The following is a 19,864-nucleotide window of genomic DNA, read 5'->3' on the forward strand; positions in this document are numbered from 1 at the left end:
TCAATAGTTTAATTCAATTTTTTTAATGGGTGATTTTGCTCCAGATGTAAAAACAGCTTGAAGCAAATATTTATAGTTAGTATTGATTAGCAATTCTTTATCTTTATACTTGGTAGTATTTTTATCAAAAATTTTATACATAGTAGGTTGTTTTCCTTCTTGTCCTTTGTATAAAATGAATTCTTCTACATTTTCAACAGAATATCTCCAATTCAAATTGATAAATTTTTCCTCTCTATTAGCATAAGCTTCAAACTTATTGATCTCTGGTTTAGGTAAATTATCTGAAATCTTTACTTTTAAAGGAGTAATCGGTTCAGATTCTAAACCAGAATCATCGACTGTTAGAATTGTATACAAATAATTTTTACCTATTTCTGTTTTTGTATCTGTAAATTTATTCTTAGGTAATGCTATAGTTGCTAAAAGTTGCCATGGTAAATCTGACCCTCTTTCTTTTCGATAAACCAAAGTACTTACAGCATCTTGACTAGAACTAGTTACCCAAGTTAGTATTACATTTTTCTTATCTACATTAAAAGAAGAAAAAACAGGTTGTGATGGAGGAATAATATCTGGTCTCTTCAATTCTAAAACTTCAGAAAAATTAGAAGGATTATACCTTTTATCTAAAGCTTGTATTTTATAGTAAATCTTCTTATTAAGTGTCTTTATATTGATTGTATCTACAATCTGATTATTCTGTATTGGTTTAAAAGTGATTTGAGTAAACTCATCATCTTTTAAATTTGCGCGAAAAACTCGGTAACCAAGAAAATCTAATTCTGTATTCTGCTTCCAATTTAATCTAACAATACCCAATGTATCTACTTTTCCTACAATTTCTGTTGGGATTGCAGGAGGAGTATTATCATCTGGTTGAATCATTTTAGGAAAAGATTCTCTTGTAGTTCCATCTGTACCAACAGCTACTATTTTATAATAATTAATAGGCTTTAAATTTGTTAACTTAATACTCCTTGTACCTTTGCTGATTTGATTGTTAATTACAAAATATTTTCCTTTTGGTTTATCTGCTCTTAATAATTCGAATCGTTTTAAAGTTTGTAAGCCTTCATTTGGAAAATCCCATTGAAGCACAACTGTTCCATCTTCTAAAAATTTATTTTCTGTTATAAAAGGATTATGAATTAAAGGTGTAACTCCTTTCCCTGAAACTATATTAGAATAAGGACCTTCAATACCAAATGGAGAAATTCCTTTAATTCTATATTGATATATCTTATCATTTTGAAAAAGACTATCAACATACATCATCCTATTAGAAGGTCTTACTTCTCTTTCACCTAAATTTGCTATAGGAGTATTGGTTAAAGGCGTAAATGTTTTTCCTAAATCTTCTGATTTTTCTATAATGTAATTTGTAAAAAAACGTTTTACTATTGCATAATTCCAACTTAAAATTGTTGTTTTATCTTTAAAAACACCAACAAATTCTTTTGGTTTTGGTAATGGCTTTTCATCTGATAATCCTAAATAAACACCACCGTGTTTTATATCAGATTTCCCCTGTGGTTCAGCTACTTTAATAGTATATAAATATCGTTCACCTTCTTTTACTGAAGTGTCCACAAAAGCTAATCCAGAAAATTTTGCAACTTCATAATCTTGATCGGCGGCATACATTGCAAAAATAAATCGTTGTTCTAATACTTGTGCTTGATTTAATATACTGATGATTCCATTACCTCCATTATTCATTTCAACATCAAAATTGTCACCATATAGTGCTTGTGCAGCTATGGCTGCATTCGTATTCTTTTGAGTAAATTCTTTCCACTCCATCATTGGTTTTGGTTTTAGAGGAGTAGAGTTTAATTTTTTTAGAATGGGAGTTTCTAAGATTTCATTATTTGATATAATGGTCTTTCTTTCTATAGTAAAACCATATTTATTTGCTCTTTTCCAAGCTGAAGGAGTGTTAACTCCCCAACGTAGCATGATTGCTTTTTTATTGACTGTAGCTATAGCTTTAACTCCAGCTTCTTCTGCTACAATTTCTTTTTGTGAAAAAACATTATTAATAGAAAACAATATCATTAATAATGTAATCAACCTAGACATTTTCATCTAATTAATCGTTAATAGGATTTACATACTTAATTACTCTTTCTCTTCCTTCCTGAATACCTCCTGGTAAGATATATTTATAAGTTGTTTTGTACTTACCTTTTCTCATGTATGGAAATGCTTCAGAAATCATTTTTCTATACCTTGCATTATCTCTCCAAGGTAAATTTGAATTTAAAATTTGATATGATAAATCTTCATAATCGTACCAATAATAATTAGTTAAATTGTAACTATACGGGAAGTATACACTAGTTTCACCAGTATATTCATTTTCTAAATACGTAATATACCAAGCTAAAGGTTGTAAAGCTTCTACAGGAGGAACTCCAATTTCTTCAGTTTTTCTACTAACTGTAATCTCTCCTTCAAGAGGATAATTTTCATATAGTAATGGATATATTGTTTTTTTATAATACGAATCATCTAAAATAGCTGTTGCTACAACAACAGGTTTACCTTCGGTAAATTCATTACCAACTAATTCAACTAAATCAAATGGTTCATTTTGTTTTATACTTGAAAATAAACTTATACCGTATGGGTATATTACATGATCATATAAATCTTTAGTTACCTTAATGGAATTCATTTTTTTATTAAATGTATCGTAACTACTCGTTTCAAAATCGTACAATAATAATTCTCGTTCTCCATCTTTTGTTGCATCTCCTTCTGCTTGTTTAGATTTAACTTCTACAGAATTTTCTGAACTATCATCTAAATCTTTTTTATTGTAGGTTTCTGATATATTATCTCCTATTGTACTACCTTCAGAAATTAGTTTAATACTAGTTGAGTAAGCTGTACTATTGTTCATTCCTTCTGGCAATTGGAATACAATTTGTTTTTTCGCTGAACTGTAGGTAAATGAATTCTTCAGAACATTACCTGTTTCAGAAGTCATAATCATAGTTTTATCCCAATCTGGCACAGCATCAAAAAGATAACTTTGACCTCTTTTTAAATTGATATATCCTTTACTATATTCTTCTATAAAAAAGTTCTTTTGTCCAATGACAGGATACATATATTGTATATTAGTTAAAGGAATGGTTTTTGGAGCTTCACCAGTTGTAAAGTTCACTTCCTTAGTTTCCAAAGCTCTTTTACCTTCTGATTGCATTACTTCCCAACGCCCATTTTTAAACTCTTCAAAATGTAGTTGTATAAAGGCTTTTAAATTAGAATTTGGTGGTAATATCTCATGAGAATAAAAAGCAGCAGCATCATTATTATTACTCCATTTTACTTCTCCTTCAATTTTCTGTCCATCTTTAGTTACAGAAAATTCATCCATTAAAATTTTATACTTTCTATCACCAGTTTCGTCTGGTAATTCAAAAACTTTATTAACCTGTAAATTAAATACAGCTTGAGGAGCAGCAAATACATCTACATCTACACTGCCATCTTTAGGTTTTAAGTCACTAATGACAACAATATCATCAATAGGACTTCCTCCTACAATTTCACATTTTTCTCCAATCTCAACTTTAAATCGGAAACTACCTTTAATCAGCCCTCCTAATAAATTGAATTTCCCGCCTAAATAACCTCTAAACCAAGATGGATTAGGAAGCTTCGCTTGTAATAGAACTGCTCCTCCTCCACTAATAATCGGGATTTTAGTTTTAAATCCGAATAATCTGAATGTTAAACCTAGCTCACCTTGAAGATATGCATAAGCTTGACCATTTGCATACCAACCATTCATACCTATAGGTTCCGAAGATCCTTTACAATGTGCATCTCCGTAATCTTTTACCATGATATCAAATCCAACACCCGCATCAAATCTGGCATAAAAAATTAGAAAGGTTAAATCTCCTGTAGTTACACTTAAACTAGCTCCAAATGCTAAACCTTTACCTGATTCTAAACTATTCAGTTCTCTCATGTAATCTAATTCAGCTAAATCTAATCCAAGAATATCTGCTACTTGCGGTGGTGGTGGTGGACTCCCAGGTAAATTATCTCCCGTCATAAAATAAGCTCCCATTTTCATCTCTAAAATCAAGAGATCAATAGTAATACCTATTCTATCTTTTGGTGTACCAATTAATAAATGCCATTCATCTGGGGATGCGTAAAAATCTAACCAACCAGCTCTACCATAATTTCCAACTCCTCTTACTATTCCTAAGTTTATGTATACTTCCGCCGTAGTTTGAAAAATATCATTTACAAAATCGTACCCTATATATAAACTAGCTGCTATTGCAGCTGAAGTTTCTTGTGCCGGCAAATATGGATTTTCTATATCTTGAGAAACTTTGTCTAGATTTCCAATAACATCATCATAGAAATCATCTGGTAATGGAGAAATTAATTCTCCTTTTCCTTTTAAATATACTTCTTGTAATCCTCCACGACGATTAAACGCCATTCCAAATTCAACGGTTGCGTGAAATAAATCTTCAGAATTTTGTGTGATAATACCTACTGATGCTTTCATACCGAAAGCATTATCTTCATAAGGCTCGTAAATTACACCAGAAGTTGAGGCACCAATTTGTTCGTAAGCAGCATTTTCTTTATTATTAACACCAGCCATCTTCATTCTGTTATACAATCCACCTCCAAAAGTATTCAATGCAAATCCAGTAAAAATTGGAACTCCAGAAGGAATGGTTACCTGACCGTCTGCAAACCAATATCTAAACTTCTCAGTTCTTCCAAATAATGCTTTTACATCAACTTTAAAACCTTCTAAACCTTTGTTAAATGTAGCTCCAACTGCACCTGCGAATCCTGTACCATAAGTAGGATCATCATCGAAAATAAATATTGATCCTCGTAACTCTGTACCAGCAACATCCATTTGAATGAATAACTTCTCTAAAGTAACTCCATCAAATTTCCATTTTCTATCTTGTTGTTTCGCTTTAATTACAAGCTTACTGGATCCTCCGTTTCCACCATCAGATTCTGAAGTTAAATTAACAGAAAGATCAATAATTAAATCTGCCCGATTATCTGTTGGGGTTCGTAATCCTATTTCATTAATAGTAACAGGGAAACCTGCGAGTCCGAGTTTACCTTTAGTACCAAAATATTCGACGGAGAACATGGGGGATTCAGTTTGAATCACCATTTTTTCAAATACAATTCCCTCAAAGCTTACTGAACTATCTTTTTTCTTTGGTTTTGGTTTATTCGGATCTTTTTTTCCTGGTGATGTTCTGATTGTTACAGATCCGTTTAAAGAAGCTTTGGGTCTGAAATTACCATCTTTCACAAGCATTTCAATAAATGAATCTTTGGTTAAATGCACATCTGCTGCATCCCAAAGATCAAAATTGATATCTTTCTCCGTTTCTACTCTTAATTTATATTCTCCTGGTTGAAAAACCGCACTATATTTTAAACTATCTAACTCTGAAACGGGTAAAACTAACTTTCCATTAAAAGCTCCAGCTTTTAAATTATTAGTTTCAATATCTAACATAAAATAATCCAAAGAAAAATCCCAACCGGAAGCATCTCCTTCATTTAAACTTAAAATATTTTCACCAATAAATTTACCAGTTATTCCTTGTCCATCAATAATAAGATCTGTTGCACCAAATCCGATTCTATCTTTACCGCCACCTTTAATTTTAAATTCTTGCGGTAAAATAACTTTTAAAGATTTTACATAAACCCCTCTCCATAAAGTAGGCTCTTCTTTGTAATATTTATTTAAATATGCTGCTGGTGTTGCTTCGTCGTTTCGTAAATCACTAAAATCGAATACAGCTGTATTTAATTGAAAAGTAGTTCCTTCTAAGCCTTTGACTCCAAATTCAGGTAATGAAATGTTTACAACCATATCATTCCAATCTGATATGGAAGTTTTAAAATCAGCTTCTACATAACCAATCTTCTTTTTACCATTTTTATCTACAGGGTGTAATAAACCATTTGCAAATTTGATATTAGCATCTAAGCCTAATTCCTTAAAACCAGAACAATCAATAATAGCGTATGTTCCAGGTTGTTCAAAGCTTCCTTTTAAGGTAAGTAGTATTGAACCTTTATTAAAGTTTGTAGTAAACTGTGAAATTAAATGAAGTTTCGCATCCCCTATAATACCTCCTTCATGTGATAATTTTACATTTGAAGCTCCAAGAATTAATTCTTGTTTTCCTCTTTTTTCATTTTTACTTGGAAACTCTATTTTTAAGAATACTGTTAACTCCGTAAATGCTGGTTTGAAAACTGCCTTAGCAATTCCCATAGTATACTTTACATTACTAATATTCATTGGTTTTGTAGCCACAGGCAACTGTGCTAAACCATCTTTGGTAATAACATCGATATAGTTTTCTGTTTCTTCAATTAAATTGAAAGTATTCACAGCCATATCTAACCACTCTTTATTTTTAGTAGAATCGTTAGATATAAATTGATAACCTTCATCAGTAAAACGTTGCTCTTTTACAGGAGTAAAGTTATCTTCTAGTTTATCGAATTTCGATAAAGATTTAAAGCTACGAAATTGTTTATTAGAATTAAGTTTTGTCGCTTTTAACTTAGGTGTTGTTACCTTAGTTTTCTTAGCAATTTTTAAACTATCGATGTAATTTTTACTATACTTTGTTGTAGCGAAAAGGTTTGCGCTTAACATAAGTATTAGTAAAAAAATTAGGGGTAATTTTTTCTTCATATACTTTTAAAAAACTTAAAATTTTCTTCTTATATCAATTAATAATCTTACAATTATTGCAACATATACTTTATTAAAAATGCCTTTATCGAATTCCCCGTTTTGAATTGGACTTGGTTTTTAAATGGTTACAATAGCATTAAAATGCTATTATTAAAGTTCTAAATAAATTTATTTAGGACTATGTTAAATTACGACCATGCTGTTTAATCGATTTTAACAAGGTGCAAATAAAGTTAAAAAAAACTGAAAATCATAATTTTATGTTAAAACGATGTGATTAAGACTTAAAAAGTTACTTTAAATAATTCCATCATTTTTCATCTGTTCATATTCGAATGGGCGTATTATATTCTCTTTAATTTCATAAAAATTTGCATTAGTAACTCCAACAGAGTTTAATGCTTTTACTACTTCTTCACTTACATATAGAACTTCTGAGTACCCCCATAGTACGTCATAATTATGCTTATACACTTTGTTTTGAAATCTTACTTTATTCTTTCTTAATAACTCTTTATCTCTATATTTGAATATATAAGTTCCTAATGTATCTTTTTTAGCATACATATCTTTTGATGTTTTTATAGTTCCTTCTGGAAATATATTTACTACAGATTTATTTCCTTCAATATCTTGAGTAACTTCTTCAAATGTACACTTCTGATAATCGATTATATCATCACCAACTGTAGTACTTTTTTCTGCCTTCATATGAAATAAAAAATAATCTTTATTTATAATTTTTAAATCTTTACTTTCAATTACTAAGGGGTAAAAACGACAATCTGGAAGTCTAAACTTTTCTAAAACATCTTTTACTTTTTTACTAATTATTTTAGTGACACCTTTTTTAGGTTCATCATCTCCTGTTGTAATATCTGTATACCAACTTAAGACATCTAAAAAAGGAGTTTCTCCTTTCCAAACACTCAAATCCTTAAAAGAATCTATAAGTCTCATTTTTAAAGGTGTGACTTCTTCTCTTAACCATTGATTATTATTTATTGGGCTAATAATATCTCCGTAATCTTCTAGGTATACATTAACATACCATTGAAAAGTTGCATTAGTAAATTCAAAAAATTTCATTTGTATATGTTTAATTTAACATTTCCATTAAAACACTCTCATTTATTAAGTCATCCACTTTTGTTCTAATCCATTCTCCAGAAGGATTACGGTGACCTATAACACATTTCTCTAATAATAAGTCTTGTAATTTTTCTTGTACTCTTAAAACTTCATCTCCAAAAACTTCCATAACCTCATCTATATCATCAAAATCATTCATATGCTTCTTCCAACGATTATTAAAAAAGTTAATCAGTGTTGTATTATAAGTATCATGATTTGCATGCACTCCTCTTTCTGCTCTACCAACTCTTTTTCTTGTATATCCTTCTAACATGATAAGATTTGCTAACCCATCATGTCTTTTACCATTAACATCCATAAGAGTGTGACCAACTCTATCATACCATATCCTATATCCTTCACTTCTTTTTATTGCTTCAATTACAAAAATATGATGTGATTGAAATCCATTAAAATGCTCTGTAGCTTCTTTTAATTCTTTAAAAAACCCCTTCCAATCATTACCTTTCACTGCATATGTAATCTTTTTTCCTTCAACATAGACTTCAAAAGTATATGCTTTTTTCATTTTTTCATAAGCCTCACCTGTTAATTTCTCTAAAGCTTCGATATTGTAATCATTAACCTTACCTGACCATTTAGCAGCGTCAGCAGCATTCTCGAAACCAAATAATTTCAGAAGATCCTTTAAATCTGTATTTCTGTCACCATAGTCTAAGACTATCACTTCTATTTTTTTTCGTTTATTAGCTAAATCATATAAATCTTGGAAATTAAATTTTGCATTCACATCATACTCCGCTAACTCCAACCAAGCTTCAATATGTTCATCTTTAAGATTTTTTATATTATTAGCTAATAAATTATCTTTATTAACACTGCTAACTTTTTTTGAATCTACAAAACTTAAAACTCTAAGAAATTCTTCTTGCATGGATTTCTTCATTGTATTGAAACTCTCTAACACATTAGAAAAACCATCCAGATTATCAAAGTTCTTTACTAAATCAGGGTGAGATCTTTGTAATATTTTCCATGCATCTATATGCTTATCGGTGATTTGATCTATATTCTTAAATAAAAGTTCTCTTACTAAGATTTTTGGTAACTTAACACCTTTTTTAACAAATAAATCAGCAATAAACTTTCCTCTTTCTTCTAAATTATCAAACTTACCTTCTATTTTTTTAGCTAAATCTGGGTAATTTTGTAATAATTCTGCCCAATTAATATCGTCAATTGATCTAGTAGAAAGTTCTAGAAAATCGTCTGCATAAGTTACATCGTCTAACTTGTCAGCATCTGGCCCTCTTGGCCTAGCATTTTCTGGTAGAACTTTCTCTTGTCTATTCGCTCCTAATTCATACCATTGGGTACTTCCATTTGGTTGCCTTGGTACTACAGTAACTAAACCATCATTATGCACTCTTATATATCCATCAGTAGCTTGTACTGTAAACTTATCACCTAATTTATTGGCAAAATCTTGAGCTCCTTCAAGATTTGTACATGATAATAATCTTACCTTATCTGCATTTGGATGATTGTCCTCTAACCACTTTTTAATATTTACAATATCAGGTACTTCATTACCATCTACAATAATTTTATTATCAGCACCATGTACAACTATATCAATTACATTATCTGCAGTTTGAGATTCAATTGCTTGAAGTCTTTTTGTTGTTTTTCCTAAGTCACCTCCTAAAACTAACATATGATTAGCTGCAGAAATTTCACCTACTCCATCAATTATATCAACAACAAAACCTTCTGATCGTAGTCTATTTCTAGCATCTTGTACACTTTTCCCAGCTATTTCAGTTAATAATTCTTCTCCTTCCGCTAACTCTTCTTCTGCTTTCTTTATTATATATTCATATGATTCATCTGCTTTTTTGAGCTTAGCTAACTTATATGACTTAATTAGCTTTGTTCCATATTGAGCATAACCGAACATTGCGACGCCAAATGAATATTCAAGGACTCTTCCTGTGTCTTTATTATATGTTGCAAAAGCTAACCCTACAAAATCAAAAACAGTATCTAATCCTACAGGTGCAAAGAATAATGAAGCTGCATCTATCATACCGTAGATGACTTCATTAGGATTTATTTCTCCATCATAAAAATGTTTCTTTGTATCTAAGTTGCCATAAGAGTCAAAAGTATAAGCTATACTAACTAAGAAATCGAAATTTTCATCTTTATCAAAATGAAAATTTGCATATTCCATTTGTAAACCATTATCAAATGTTTCGTTGGTTATGTATACTTCTCTTAATTGTATTTCTCCATTAACTTTCTCGAAATAATGTTTATTATTATTTTCAATAGCCTCAGCATCTTTATCTTCAGCTTCTAAAATTAGAGCATCATACTCTTTCTTCCATTTTATAAACTTTCTTTCATACTCTAATTTTTCTTGTGTAGAAGCATCTTCTTTCAATTCCCCTACTTCGGTCTTTTTATCTCTTAGCTTTTTATCTATTAATTTTAAGTATGGTGACTTTAATGTAGATAATACATTAATTAAAGGAAAACCTCTAACATTACTTTTAGATTGCTTTTGTAATGTATGAACTGAAAAATCAGATTTTATTACTGTCGCATATAAATTTAAAGGTTTTTCAATCGTTTTGAATACATTTATAATATCGGTAAATGGGGAATCACCTTTTTCTACTTCGCTTGGTAAAACTATATTAGATGAATTTTGTCCATAACCTATATTGTAACATACATCATTATTAAAAAGACCAACTCCAAAAATTGATTCATAATTAGATGATGATAATACTAGATGAACTACTTTCTTTCCATTAATAAAGGCTTGGTTTGCAATAATACTTTTTTCTGCCATATCACTTAATAAAGCAGTTGGGATACTAGTATTATTTGACTCTAGTTGTAAAAAACTTACTACAAAATAAGTATCGGTGTAATGAGCTAATAAATGTAATTTATCTTCTAAAATTTCATAATTCTTAGCAGCTTCTAAAGCATTAATATCCTTACCGTTGATAAATTGTAAATGACTGAAATTACCCTTATCTCTAGTCTCTGTACTAGATGTATTCTCTATTTGTGCTAGAGCTGTACTTAAAGATTCATTTAATTTAGTTTGATACTTATCTAATGAAGACACATCTTCTTCTTTATCATAAGATAGAGCTACAAAACTATTACAATTACTAGTTTGTTGAGTTTGTGAACTACATTTTATTAGTGTTATTTTAGATCTTAAATTTTCTGCTACTATTGGATTTTTTCCTTTTTGTCCTTTAACATTTTCCCATTTAGCTTTATAATAAGAATTTTTACCACAAACTCCGTTGAAATTAAAGACTGCAATTGAATCGTTGTCACTTAAAGTAGAAGTTTTTAAATCATAGAATTTTTTCTCTTTGTTAGAATAATATCCTTCAAAAGATCCTTGAGCATTAAATTTAGCATAATAATATATACTATTATCTTTATCCTTTTTGATTTTGAAGCCAGGTACAGAACCTTTTACATACTTATCTCCTTCTACTTTATTTGCTATAGACTTAGTGTTTGGAACTGTAAATACTTTCCAGTCAGGAGTTAACCAATATAACCCACCTAATTCCCCATCTTCATCATCTTGGAACCAATAAATTTGAATTCCTGGAGCATGTATTTTTTTCCAATCTAAATGATTCAGTACTGTTCCATCTCCGTTATCCATTAAAAAATCCGTAGCTCCTTTCGGAGTGCTGAATTCTTCCCAAGGATGCTCTAATCCGAAAATACCATGACCTAATTCGTGAGCCATAGTTTTAGCTTGTTTTTCTACAGTATTATTTTGGTCGTGAATAAAAACAAAACCAAACTGACTCTTTAAAGGCATAAAACCATTTATACCTGTACCTCTTGTAGTTCCAACATTAGTTACAAAAACATAATACGTCTTCTTATTGTATGTGTTTTTTTGTTTTATAAAATTTTTAAAAGCCTTTTGTTCTGAAGTATAATAAGATGTCATTCCACTCTCTCCAACTTCTAATCGACCATCATTATTTTTATCCCATTCATAAATTTCATCTAGAGATACAGCTTTATAATCTTGAAGATTTAAACGAACTCCAGATTTAGCATAAATTTCAGCAACCCTAGTCTTAACTTCATCATTTACTTCATTAATACCTACAGGAACCAATGTTACATTAATAGGCTCTAACTTATCTGAAGCCAAATGTGTTACTAACAAACTTCCTGCAATATCAAATTTCTTTGGATCTTCTTTAGATCGAATTACCGCAACGATTTCTTCATCTGCATAATCGAACTTACGTTCTAATTCTAAATCTGCAGTATTAGTAGCATCATCCCAACGAAGTATATTTACCTTAGCTCCTTCTTTTGTTTTGAAAATAATACTATCTCTCTTAATAGAATTATCTGTAATTTCAACTTTAGCTTGAATAATATCTTTCCCTTTGTTATCGGAAATTGCTTTATAACCAATATGATATTTACCACCATCATATGCTAAAGATTTATAATGCTCATCTAGCTTTTCATAAGATCCTTCTGGTTTTTTATCAAAATGATAAAATCCAGATCTTTTAAAATATACAACTACTCCTTTTGCAGTAATTGCATTGTATTCTCCATCTGAATCTACTCCGTTAGTTGTTGCATCAGTTACTGCTCCACCTTCTGCACCTTCTCCTTTTGTTATTTTTCCATCTTCACCATAAGACCAAACATCTCCATTGGCATCTGTAATAGTAACATCTGTATTACCAGGTATTATAGCTTCTTGAGGATCACCATTTTCATCAACTCCGGTTACAACTAACGCTCCATTTTCATCAATGGTAATTTCAGTAATTACAAAATCAACTTTAACTCCATCTTTATCTGTAGAATCTCCACCAATTGCTTCTGCAATATCAATATTAACATCTACCGTCATAGAAGCTCCTTCTCCAAATTTAGGATCGTAAAGCGTTACTATCTCTCCTTCTGCTAATTGATTAGAAGAATTAACTAAAACTCCATTGAAAGTAACTGCAAATTTCGCAAAATTTAAATACGGAATAGAAACAAAACCATTTCCTGAAATTACTCCACTAGATTGACTCGTTATATTTGTTAAAGTCACTTTAAAATCTCCAGCAGTAATTTGATCTCCGATATATAAACCTGGGTGTGGTTCTCTATTTGAAATTGCAATCGCATCTGGAACAATACCACAATTGTAATTTGCATCTTCATTAGTCACCATATCTGTTGTGATATACTGAGGTTCTGAATAGTCACTGTATTGGTACGTACATTTACCCTTTATTTTATACTCATACGTAACACCAGCTTTTAAATTCCAAATTGTTGCCCAACTACTATTGGTTTTCTTTGTAAACCAGTGTGCATCTGGATTATCTGCTTCTCGATAAGCAATAATATATTCTGAATGTACTGTAGGATCTTGATCCCAGAACACATTTATCTTTGAGGTTCCTTTTGCTTCTGCACTTACATTTTCAGGAACTAAACAAGGAGCTGTTCTTGAAAACCAAAAAATTTCACTGAATCCTTGATTTTTAAACAGTCCTATTTCTTCTAATCCTTGTAAAGCTTTTGCTTTTACTCGCCAAGCATATTTTTTACCTGGTAATAATTGCGGTTTGTCTGGTCCGTAAATTAAGGTTGTTCTTCTTGTAGTTTCCTCGTAAATAGGTGCTTGAGATAAAAATGCTGTTTGTGGATTTACATTATTATCCCAAATCTCTACTAAACTAAATTCATATTCAACATTACTAACGTTAATGTGACGTGGTGTCCATTGAAAAGCAATATTTTCAAAATCAGTTGGTTCTATATTAGTACCATTCTGAGGAAAATTTAGAATAGGTGGTTCATTTTTGAATATGAAAACTGTAGCACATTGTTTAGCGGAAAGCTTGGCTCCTGAAGCAAAATCGTAAACTTCAAAACAGAAATTATAACTTCCTTCCGGAATTGGTCTTCCATAAACTACAGAACTAATCCCTTGAATATTCTCTAGTTTATAATAAGGTGCTAATTGTGTATTTGTTAATGTTAATGGAATTCCTCCTTCAATAAAAAGAGGTTCAGATCCAAGAACAAAATCTTTGCTAGTGAAATTTATATTTCCACCTTCAAAATATGTTTTTAAACGAATTTGACGACTTGCAACAGTTAAGTCATTTAAAAATATTTGAACTGTTACTGGGCTGTTTAAACTTGTTTCATCTGCATAGTTATAAAAGTTAACTGGTGCAGGTGCGCTTACTCTTGGTACAATTCTTACAGGAAATTGTTGAGCAAATGTTAGTTCTAACAGAAAAAATAAGGCAAATAAAAAGCGTAGCTCTTTTTTCATACAATTAAGGGATTACTATTAATTTGTGTCCATATACTTTAACTCATACTGATCTTTATCAATATGACTTTCTGATTCCTTAGCAAAAAAATCGACAATTAATGCTTCCAAATATAATTTTATTTTTTGTTTTTTTTCTTTCATTTTTAACATTTTAAAAACTTTGGATGCGTGTTTATTTCTGAAATCTTTGATTAAGGTTTTATTTTCTTCTAAAGTTTTAAATGAATCAATTTGTTCTAATTCCGATAAAATCCATCGGTGTACTAGGAGTTTTTTATGAGACTTATTTAAAACTTTATCCATGTGTTTATATTCTTTTTGAATTTCTTTAGGATAAGAAGCTATATCTTTTTCACTTTTATTCCATAACATATGCTTCACTATCTCTTTTTTATTCTGAACAAATTGTTTTTCTATAACATAATCTGTTCGTTCTGCACTTCTATATACATCTCCAATAGCTAAGAATAATAGTTTATTGAACTCGTGCATATTTTCTTTAGTATCATATAAATCACTTAGCAATTGTATTGCTTTGATTTTATAAGCTTTATTGTTTTCTTCTTGTGCTATTTCTGCTTTTTCTTTTTTCAACTCTTCCATTATATTATCTGGAGTTGTTTGAAAAAGTGGTGAATTTATTAATGTTGTTATTTGATAATCTACTTCAGGAATAGTACCATTGTATAAAGAATCTCTAAACTTAAATCGAATTGGTTTTTTAATTCTTTTCTTCTTTGCTTTTTTCTCCTTTTTAGCTTTTATTTTCTTCGTTTTTGGCTTTCTTTTTCTCTTTCTAAACCTAATATCTTTAGAATTAAATAAACCAAAACTATAATTGTAACCGAATGTTAATGTGAAGTTTTTACTCGAAGCACTTGAAATGCTATTTCTAAATTGAAATAAAGCATTTAAGCTAAAATTATGTTGCTTTTTATACACATATCTTCCACCTAATCTTAGGTTAGCTACCTGACCTTGACGTTCTCCATCGGTTAATGTTTCGTTATAACTAACTGCGCTATTTACTTTTAATGTCTTTTCAAAAAATCCTTTTGTTGCACTTACGGTAGGCCCAAGAATTAAAGTATTTGATTCTGCTAATTGACTTAAACTGGTATTAATTGCTCCAGAAACCGATAAATCTGTTTCTGGATAAGTTAAAGTATAAGCTGTGTTAGCATTATAAAAAGCAGAATTATCTTCTTCTCTTATTTCATCTGCTATTTTATTTACCGCATCTTGATATGATAAATTAAAGTTTAAATTTTGTTTGATACTTGGCGTATCTTCTAAATTGTAATTTACATTCAGGTTTGCATTCTGAGAAATCTGTGTAATATTATCTTGATCGAGCTGTTCTTCTATTTGATTTACTCCATTAATAAAATCGAATTGATCTTTAATATTTGTAAATGATTGAAAGTTAGAATAACTACCTGTTAGATTTAATTTATCACTAGCATTATACGCTGCATTAAAAGACATTACTAATCTATTTAACTGACTAGCTTTAGTATCATCTAAATCATCTTTTTGTAAACCAGCATTCATACTTAAAGCTAGTCGGTCGTTAAAAATCGTTTGTGAAGCATTAACCGTAATATTTTCTAAATCGTTATTAAAGAAATATCCTCCGAGTGTTTTATAATTAGGATCGATACGTTCATATCCTAATCCGATTGCTCCTTTTCCTACTTGATAATTAAAGTTTAAATTAAAGGCTTTGTAATATTGTGTAGTTGGATTACTATTTACCAGAAAGGAAGCAAAATGATCACTTTCACCTACTACTCTAGTATCTTCTGTTAGTGCAGATAACGCTACTTCTGCTTTAAAGTTAATTTGTTTATTAATATTAAAATCTCCATTAAAACTAATAACTGTATTGTCTTTAGGCAATATTTCTGTTTCAATTGGAATAGGATTTTCTAAAGAATTTACATCATCGCTTGCTTTAAAAAATATAAATCCTAATGTTGCAAAATCAAACTTATATGAAGTATTAAAACCATAACCAATTCGTTTGTAATTAGCTTCGCCATTAATGTTTTCTTCATCAAATTCTCGTTCTTTTAGTAAGCGACCATACATTACACTTACTTTGAATTTGTCTTTTGGAGATAAATCGAAACCTAAACCAGTAAATTGATGTCCATTTAATGTATAAGGAGAAAATGTCATGCTTACATCACCAATATGCGCAGTTACCCACTTGTAACTTGGGTGTAGGCTTAACCTGTTAAATGTAAAGGGATTGTTCGTTTGGAATTTACTATTAGAATACGAAAAAGAGAATGGAACATTATACACATCACTAATATTCAGGTTTACATTTCCTGATAAAAAATATGTAAATGGTTCTCTATTTGCGTCCCCTGCGTAATAAACCGAATTTACTGCTACCCCCCCAGATAACTTAAAAAGTGGTGACTTTCCTATTTTTTCTAGGTTTTGGGATGATGAAAAAAGAGAAAAGAAAACAACTTTTAAAAATACTATTTTCTTAAAATTCAATAGACAACTAATTTCGCGCAAAAAAAAAGATTTTTTTGCTAACAAAAAAATCTTTTCTGAAGTTTCTTAAATTTATGTTAAATCAATTTTAACTATAATTTTAATATTCCTTAGTAATCGTAAGGTATTGAAGATGAATTTTATTAATCTGAAATAAGATTATATTATTTTTAATTATTCAACTAAATTATACACTGCTACAGTACTACCTGTATACTCTTCATAAGTACCATCTGGTTTCAGTATATTATTCTTAAAAAAACCTGCATCAGGAAAAGTTAAAGTAATTGTTTTTTTATCGTTTGAAATAGTGCCCTTATATACTATTTGATCATTTAAAGCATTTTTTAACACGAAACTATTACCTTGAATTTCATAAATTAACGGTAAAGCTTCTGCTATACCACAATCTTGAGTTTGTTTTTTCTCTCCATTTGTATCTGTTTCAACATTTAAACTAAAAATGTAGGTATGAGGATGAACGACCTTTCCTTCTTCAGAAATAAATAAAGGATAAAAACCGCATGGATTTCCTTCCTTAAAAACATCTGTAGAAAATATTCCATCTCCATTCAAATCAAATGGAGTATCAAAATTATAACTAATCATATCATACCTTAAATCATTTAAAGAAGTATTATCTATTCGTTCTAAAGTATCGTCTGAACTACAGCTTGTAAAAACTAAAAATAGTAATGCGTTTAAAAATATTATTTTATTCATTGTAATTTTTATTAAAAGTATGATAGTAAATTATTCTACTAATTCGTAAACAGCAACAGCCCCACCCAAATATTCTTGAGAAGATCCGTCTTGTTTTAAAATATATTGCTTAAAGATTCCGGCTTTAGGAAAAGTTAAAGTAATTGATTTTTTGTCAGCTGAAATTGTACCTCTGTAAGAAATTTCATCATTATTTGGATTGATTAAAACAAGATCATCACCATCAATTTGATAAGGCAAACCTAATGCTCCTGCAATACCACAAGTAAAGACTTGTTTTTTAACTCCATTAATATCGGTTTCAATTTCAAGTGAGATACCGCTTGTGTAAGGATGAGTTACGACTCCTTCACTATTAACCTTAAATGGATAAAATCCACAAGGATTACCTTCTGCAATTAAATCGGTAGAAAATGTTCCATCATTATTGATATCAACAGGAATATCAATATTAAAACTTACCATTTTAAACTGTAAACCATTTAAAGATGAATCATCTATACGTTCTACTGTATCATCTGATGAGCTACAGCTTATAAAAATTAAAAATAGTAATGCGTTGAATAGTATTGTTTTTTTCATTTTAGAATTATTTGGATAGTAATTTTACTTTAAAGATATATTACTTTTTATAAAACACAAAAAAACTAAGTTAAAACTCAAAAAATCAACCTATTTAACACAAAAAAACCGCTGAAATCATTCAACGGTTATAAAAATATTATGTAGTTTTTTTATCTTCTACTGTAGTTTGGTGCTTCTTTTGTAATTGTAACATCATGTGGATGACTTTCATTAATACCACTTGATGTAATTCTTACAAACTTTCCATTTTCTTTTAAAGTCTCTATATCTTTAGCTCCACTATATCCCATTCCTGCACGTAAACCACCAACAAATTGATGGATACTTTCATATAATTCTCCTTTATAAGGAACTCGTCCAACGATTCCTTCTGGAACTAATTTTTTAATATCGTCTTCAACATCTTGGAAATAACGATCTTTAGAACCTTTTTTCATAGCTTCTACTGATCCCATTCCTCTATATGTTTTAAACTTTCTTCCATCGAAAATTATAGTTTCACCTGGACTTTCTTTAGTTCCTGCTAATAAAGATCCTAACATAACACAGTCTGCTCCAGCTGCAATAGCTTTAGGAATATCACCTGTATAACGAATTCCACCGTCAGCAATCACTGGAACTCCAGAACCTTTTATTGCTGCGGCAACTTCTAATACTGCAGAAAATTGTGGAAAACCTACACCAGCTACTACTCTTGTTGTACAAATTGAACCTGGTCCGATACCAACTTTAACTGCGTCTGCTCCAGCTTCAACTAAATATTTTGCTGCTTCAGGTGTTGCAATATTCCCTACTACAACATCTAAATTAGGAAACTTAGCTTTTACTTCTTTTAATACAGAAACCACGCCTTTTGTATGACCATGAGCCGTATCGATAATTACTGCATCTACTCCTGCATTTACTAAAGCTTCAGCTCTATCAACAGCATCACCTGTAACACCTAAAGCAGCCGCTACACGTAATCTTCCTAAATTGTCTTTATTGGCAATTGGTTTTTGAGTTGTTTTGGTAATATCTCGGAAAGTAATTAAACCAACTAAAATATCATCGTCATTTACAACTGGTAACTTCTCTATTTTATTTTCTTGTAAAATAATTTCTGCTTCTTGAAGTGAAGTTCCTTCAGCAACAGTAATTAAGTTTTCAGAAGTCATTACTTCTGTAATTGGTCTGTCATTATTCTTTTCGAAACGTAAATCTCTATTGGTAACAATACCAACTAGTTTTTTACTTTCATCAACAACAGGAATACCACCAATTTTATGTTCTTTCATTGCTGATTTAGCATCCAAAACAATAGCATCTAAAGATAAAGTAATTGGATCAATGATCATTCCGCTCTCTGCTCTCTTCACCTTTCTAACTTCTTGAGCTTGTTGCTCTATAGTCATGTTCTTGTGTAAAACTCCAATTCCACCTTCTCTTGCCATAGCAATAGCCATAGCACTTTCAGTTACTGTGTCCATAGCAGCAGAAACTACTGGCACATTAATGGTAATATTTCTAGTAAACTTTGTTTGGATATTTACTTCTCTAGGAAGTACTTCTGAGTATGCAGGAACTAATAAAACATCATCATATGTTAAACCTTCGCCTACAAATTTATTTTGGTGAGCATTCATATTGCAATCAATAATTATCTTGTCAATTAATTGCATGCAAATATACTAATTTTATTGTAAAATTTAGTTTACCTAAATGTTAATCATTTCGATTTCCTTTTCAAGAGTTAAATCTAAAACGCTTATTCTCGATATTCATACACTTAAGGTATAATGAATATTTTCTACCTAAATAAAAAATAACTTCGTTGGTGT

Annotated in this window: 8 protein-coding genes; all 8 read right to left on the reverse strand. The window is 30.2% G+C overall.

Going from position 1 to position 19,864, the window contains the following annotated elements:
• The 8 genes from Q1A46_RS17005 to guaB all read right to left on the reverse strand — a co-directional run bounded on the left by Q1A46_RS17005 (position 1) and on the right by guaB (position 19,669).
• Positions 1–2,085 carry a fibronectin type III domain-containing protein gene (locus Q1A46_RS17005; RefSeq protein WP_299681681.1) on the reverse strand — a complete coding sequence of 695 codons (2,085 nt, stop codon included), beginning with the start codon at positions 2,083–2,085 and terminating at the stop codon, positions 1–3.
• Positions 2,086–2,095: 10 nt separating this feature from the next.
• A complete protein-coding gene (locus Q1A46_RS17010; protein ID WP_299681684.1) occupies positions 2,096–6,742 on the reverse strand; it encodes a hypothetical protein in 4,647 nt (1,548 codons plus the stop codon).
• 300 nt (positions 6,743–7,042) lie between these two features.
• Complete coding sequence (locus Q1A46_RS17015; RefSeq protein ID WP_299681687.1) at positions 7,043–7,834, reverse strand: hypothetical protein; 792 nt, start codon at positions 7,832–7,834, stop codon at positions 7,043–7,045.
• 10 nt (positions 7,835–7,844) lie between these two features.
• Positions 7,845–14,216 (reverse strand): fibronectin type III domain-containing protein, encoded by a 6,372-nt coding sequence (locus tag Q1A46_RS17020; protein ID WP_299681690.1) that lies wholly within the window; start codon positions 14,214–14,216, stop codon positions 7,845–7,847.
• Between the two features lie 18 nt (positions 14,217–14,234).
• On the reverse strand, positions 14,235–16,736 hold the full coding sequence (locus tag Q1A46_RS17025) for a hypothetical protein (protein WP_299681693.1): 2,502 nt from the start codon (positions 16,734–16,736) through the stop codon (positions 14,235–14,237).
• A gap of 174 nt (positions 16,737–16,910) precedes the next feature.
• Positions 16,911–17,459, reverse strand: coding sequence for a hypothetical protein (locus Q1A46_RS17030; protein WP_299681696.1), 549 nt, complete (start codon positions 17,457–17,459; stop codon positions 16,911–16,913).
• Positions 17,460–17,489: 30 nt separating this feature from the next.
• Positions 17,490–18,041, reverse strand: coding sequence for a hypothetical protein (locus Q1A46_RS17035; RefSeq protein WP_299681699.1), 552 nt, complete (start codon positions 18,039–18,041; stop codon positions 17,490–17,492).
• A gap of 152 nt (positions 18,042–18,193) precedes the next feature.
• Complete coding sequence (gene guaB, locus Q1A46_RS17040; RefSeq protein ID WP_299681771.1) at positions 18,194–19,669, reverse strand: IMP dehydrogenase; 1,476 nt, start codon at positions 19,667–19,669, stop codon at positions 18,194–18,196.
• Between the last annotated feature and the right edge of the window lie 195 nt (positions 19,670–19,864).

Origin of the sequence: uncultured Tenacibaculum sp. (assembly GCF_947502995.1) — a bacterium.
Taxonomy (GTDB): Bacteria; Bacteroidota; Bacteroidia; order Flavobacteriales; family Flavobacteriaceae; genus Polaribacter.

What these genes read in the sequence shown, in the direction of transcription:
- Q1A46_RS17035 (WP_299681699.1), bottom strand. Translation starts at nt 18,041, where the DNA reads ATGAAAAAAACAATACTATTCAACGCATTACTATTTTTAATTTTTATA.
- Q1A46_RS17030 (WP_299681696.1), bottom strand. Translation starts at nt 17,459, where the DNA reads ATGAATAAAATAATATTTTTAAACGCATTACTATTTTTAGTTTTTACA.
- Q1A46_RS17005 (WP_299681681.1), bottom strand. Translation starts at nt 2,085, where the DNA reads ATGTCTAGGTTGATTACATTATTAATGATATTGTTTTCTATTAATAAT.
- Q1A46_RS17010 (WP_299681684.1), bottom strand. Translation starts at nt 6,742, where the DNA reads ATGAAGAAAAAATTACCCCTAATTTTTTTACTAATACTTATGTTAAGC.
- Q1A46_RS17015 (WP_299681687.1), bottom strand. Translation starts at nt 7,834, where the DNA reads ATGAAATTTTTTGAATTTACTAATGCAACTTTTCAATGGTATGTTAAT.
- Q1A46_RS17020 (WP_299681690.1), bottom strand. Translation starts at nt 14,216, where the DNA reads ATGAAAAAAGAGCTACGCTTTTTATTTGCCTTATTTTTTCTGTTAGAA.
- guaB (WP_299681771.1), bottom strand. Translation starts at nt 19,669, where the DNA reads ATGAATGCTCACCAAAATAAATTTGTAGGCGAAGGTTTAACATATGAT.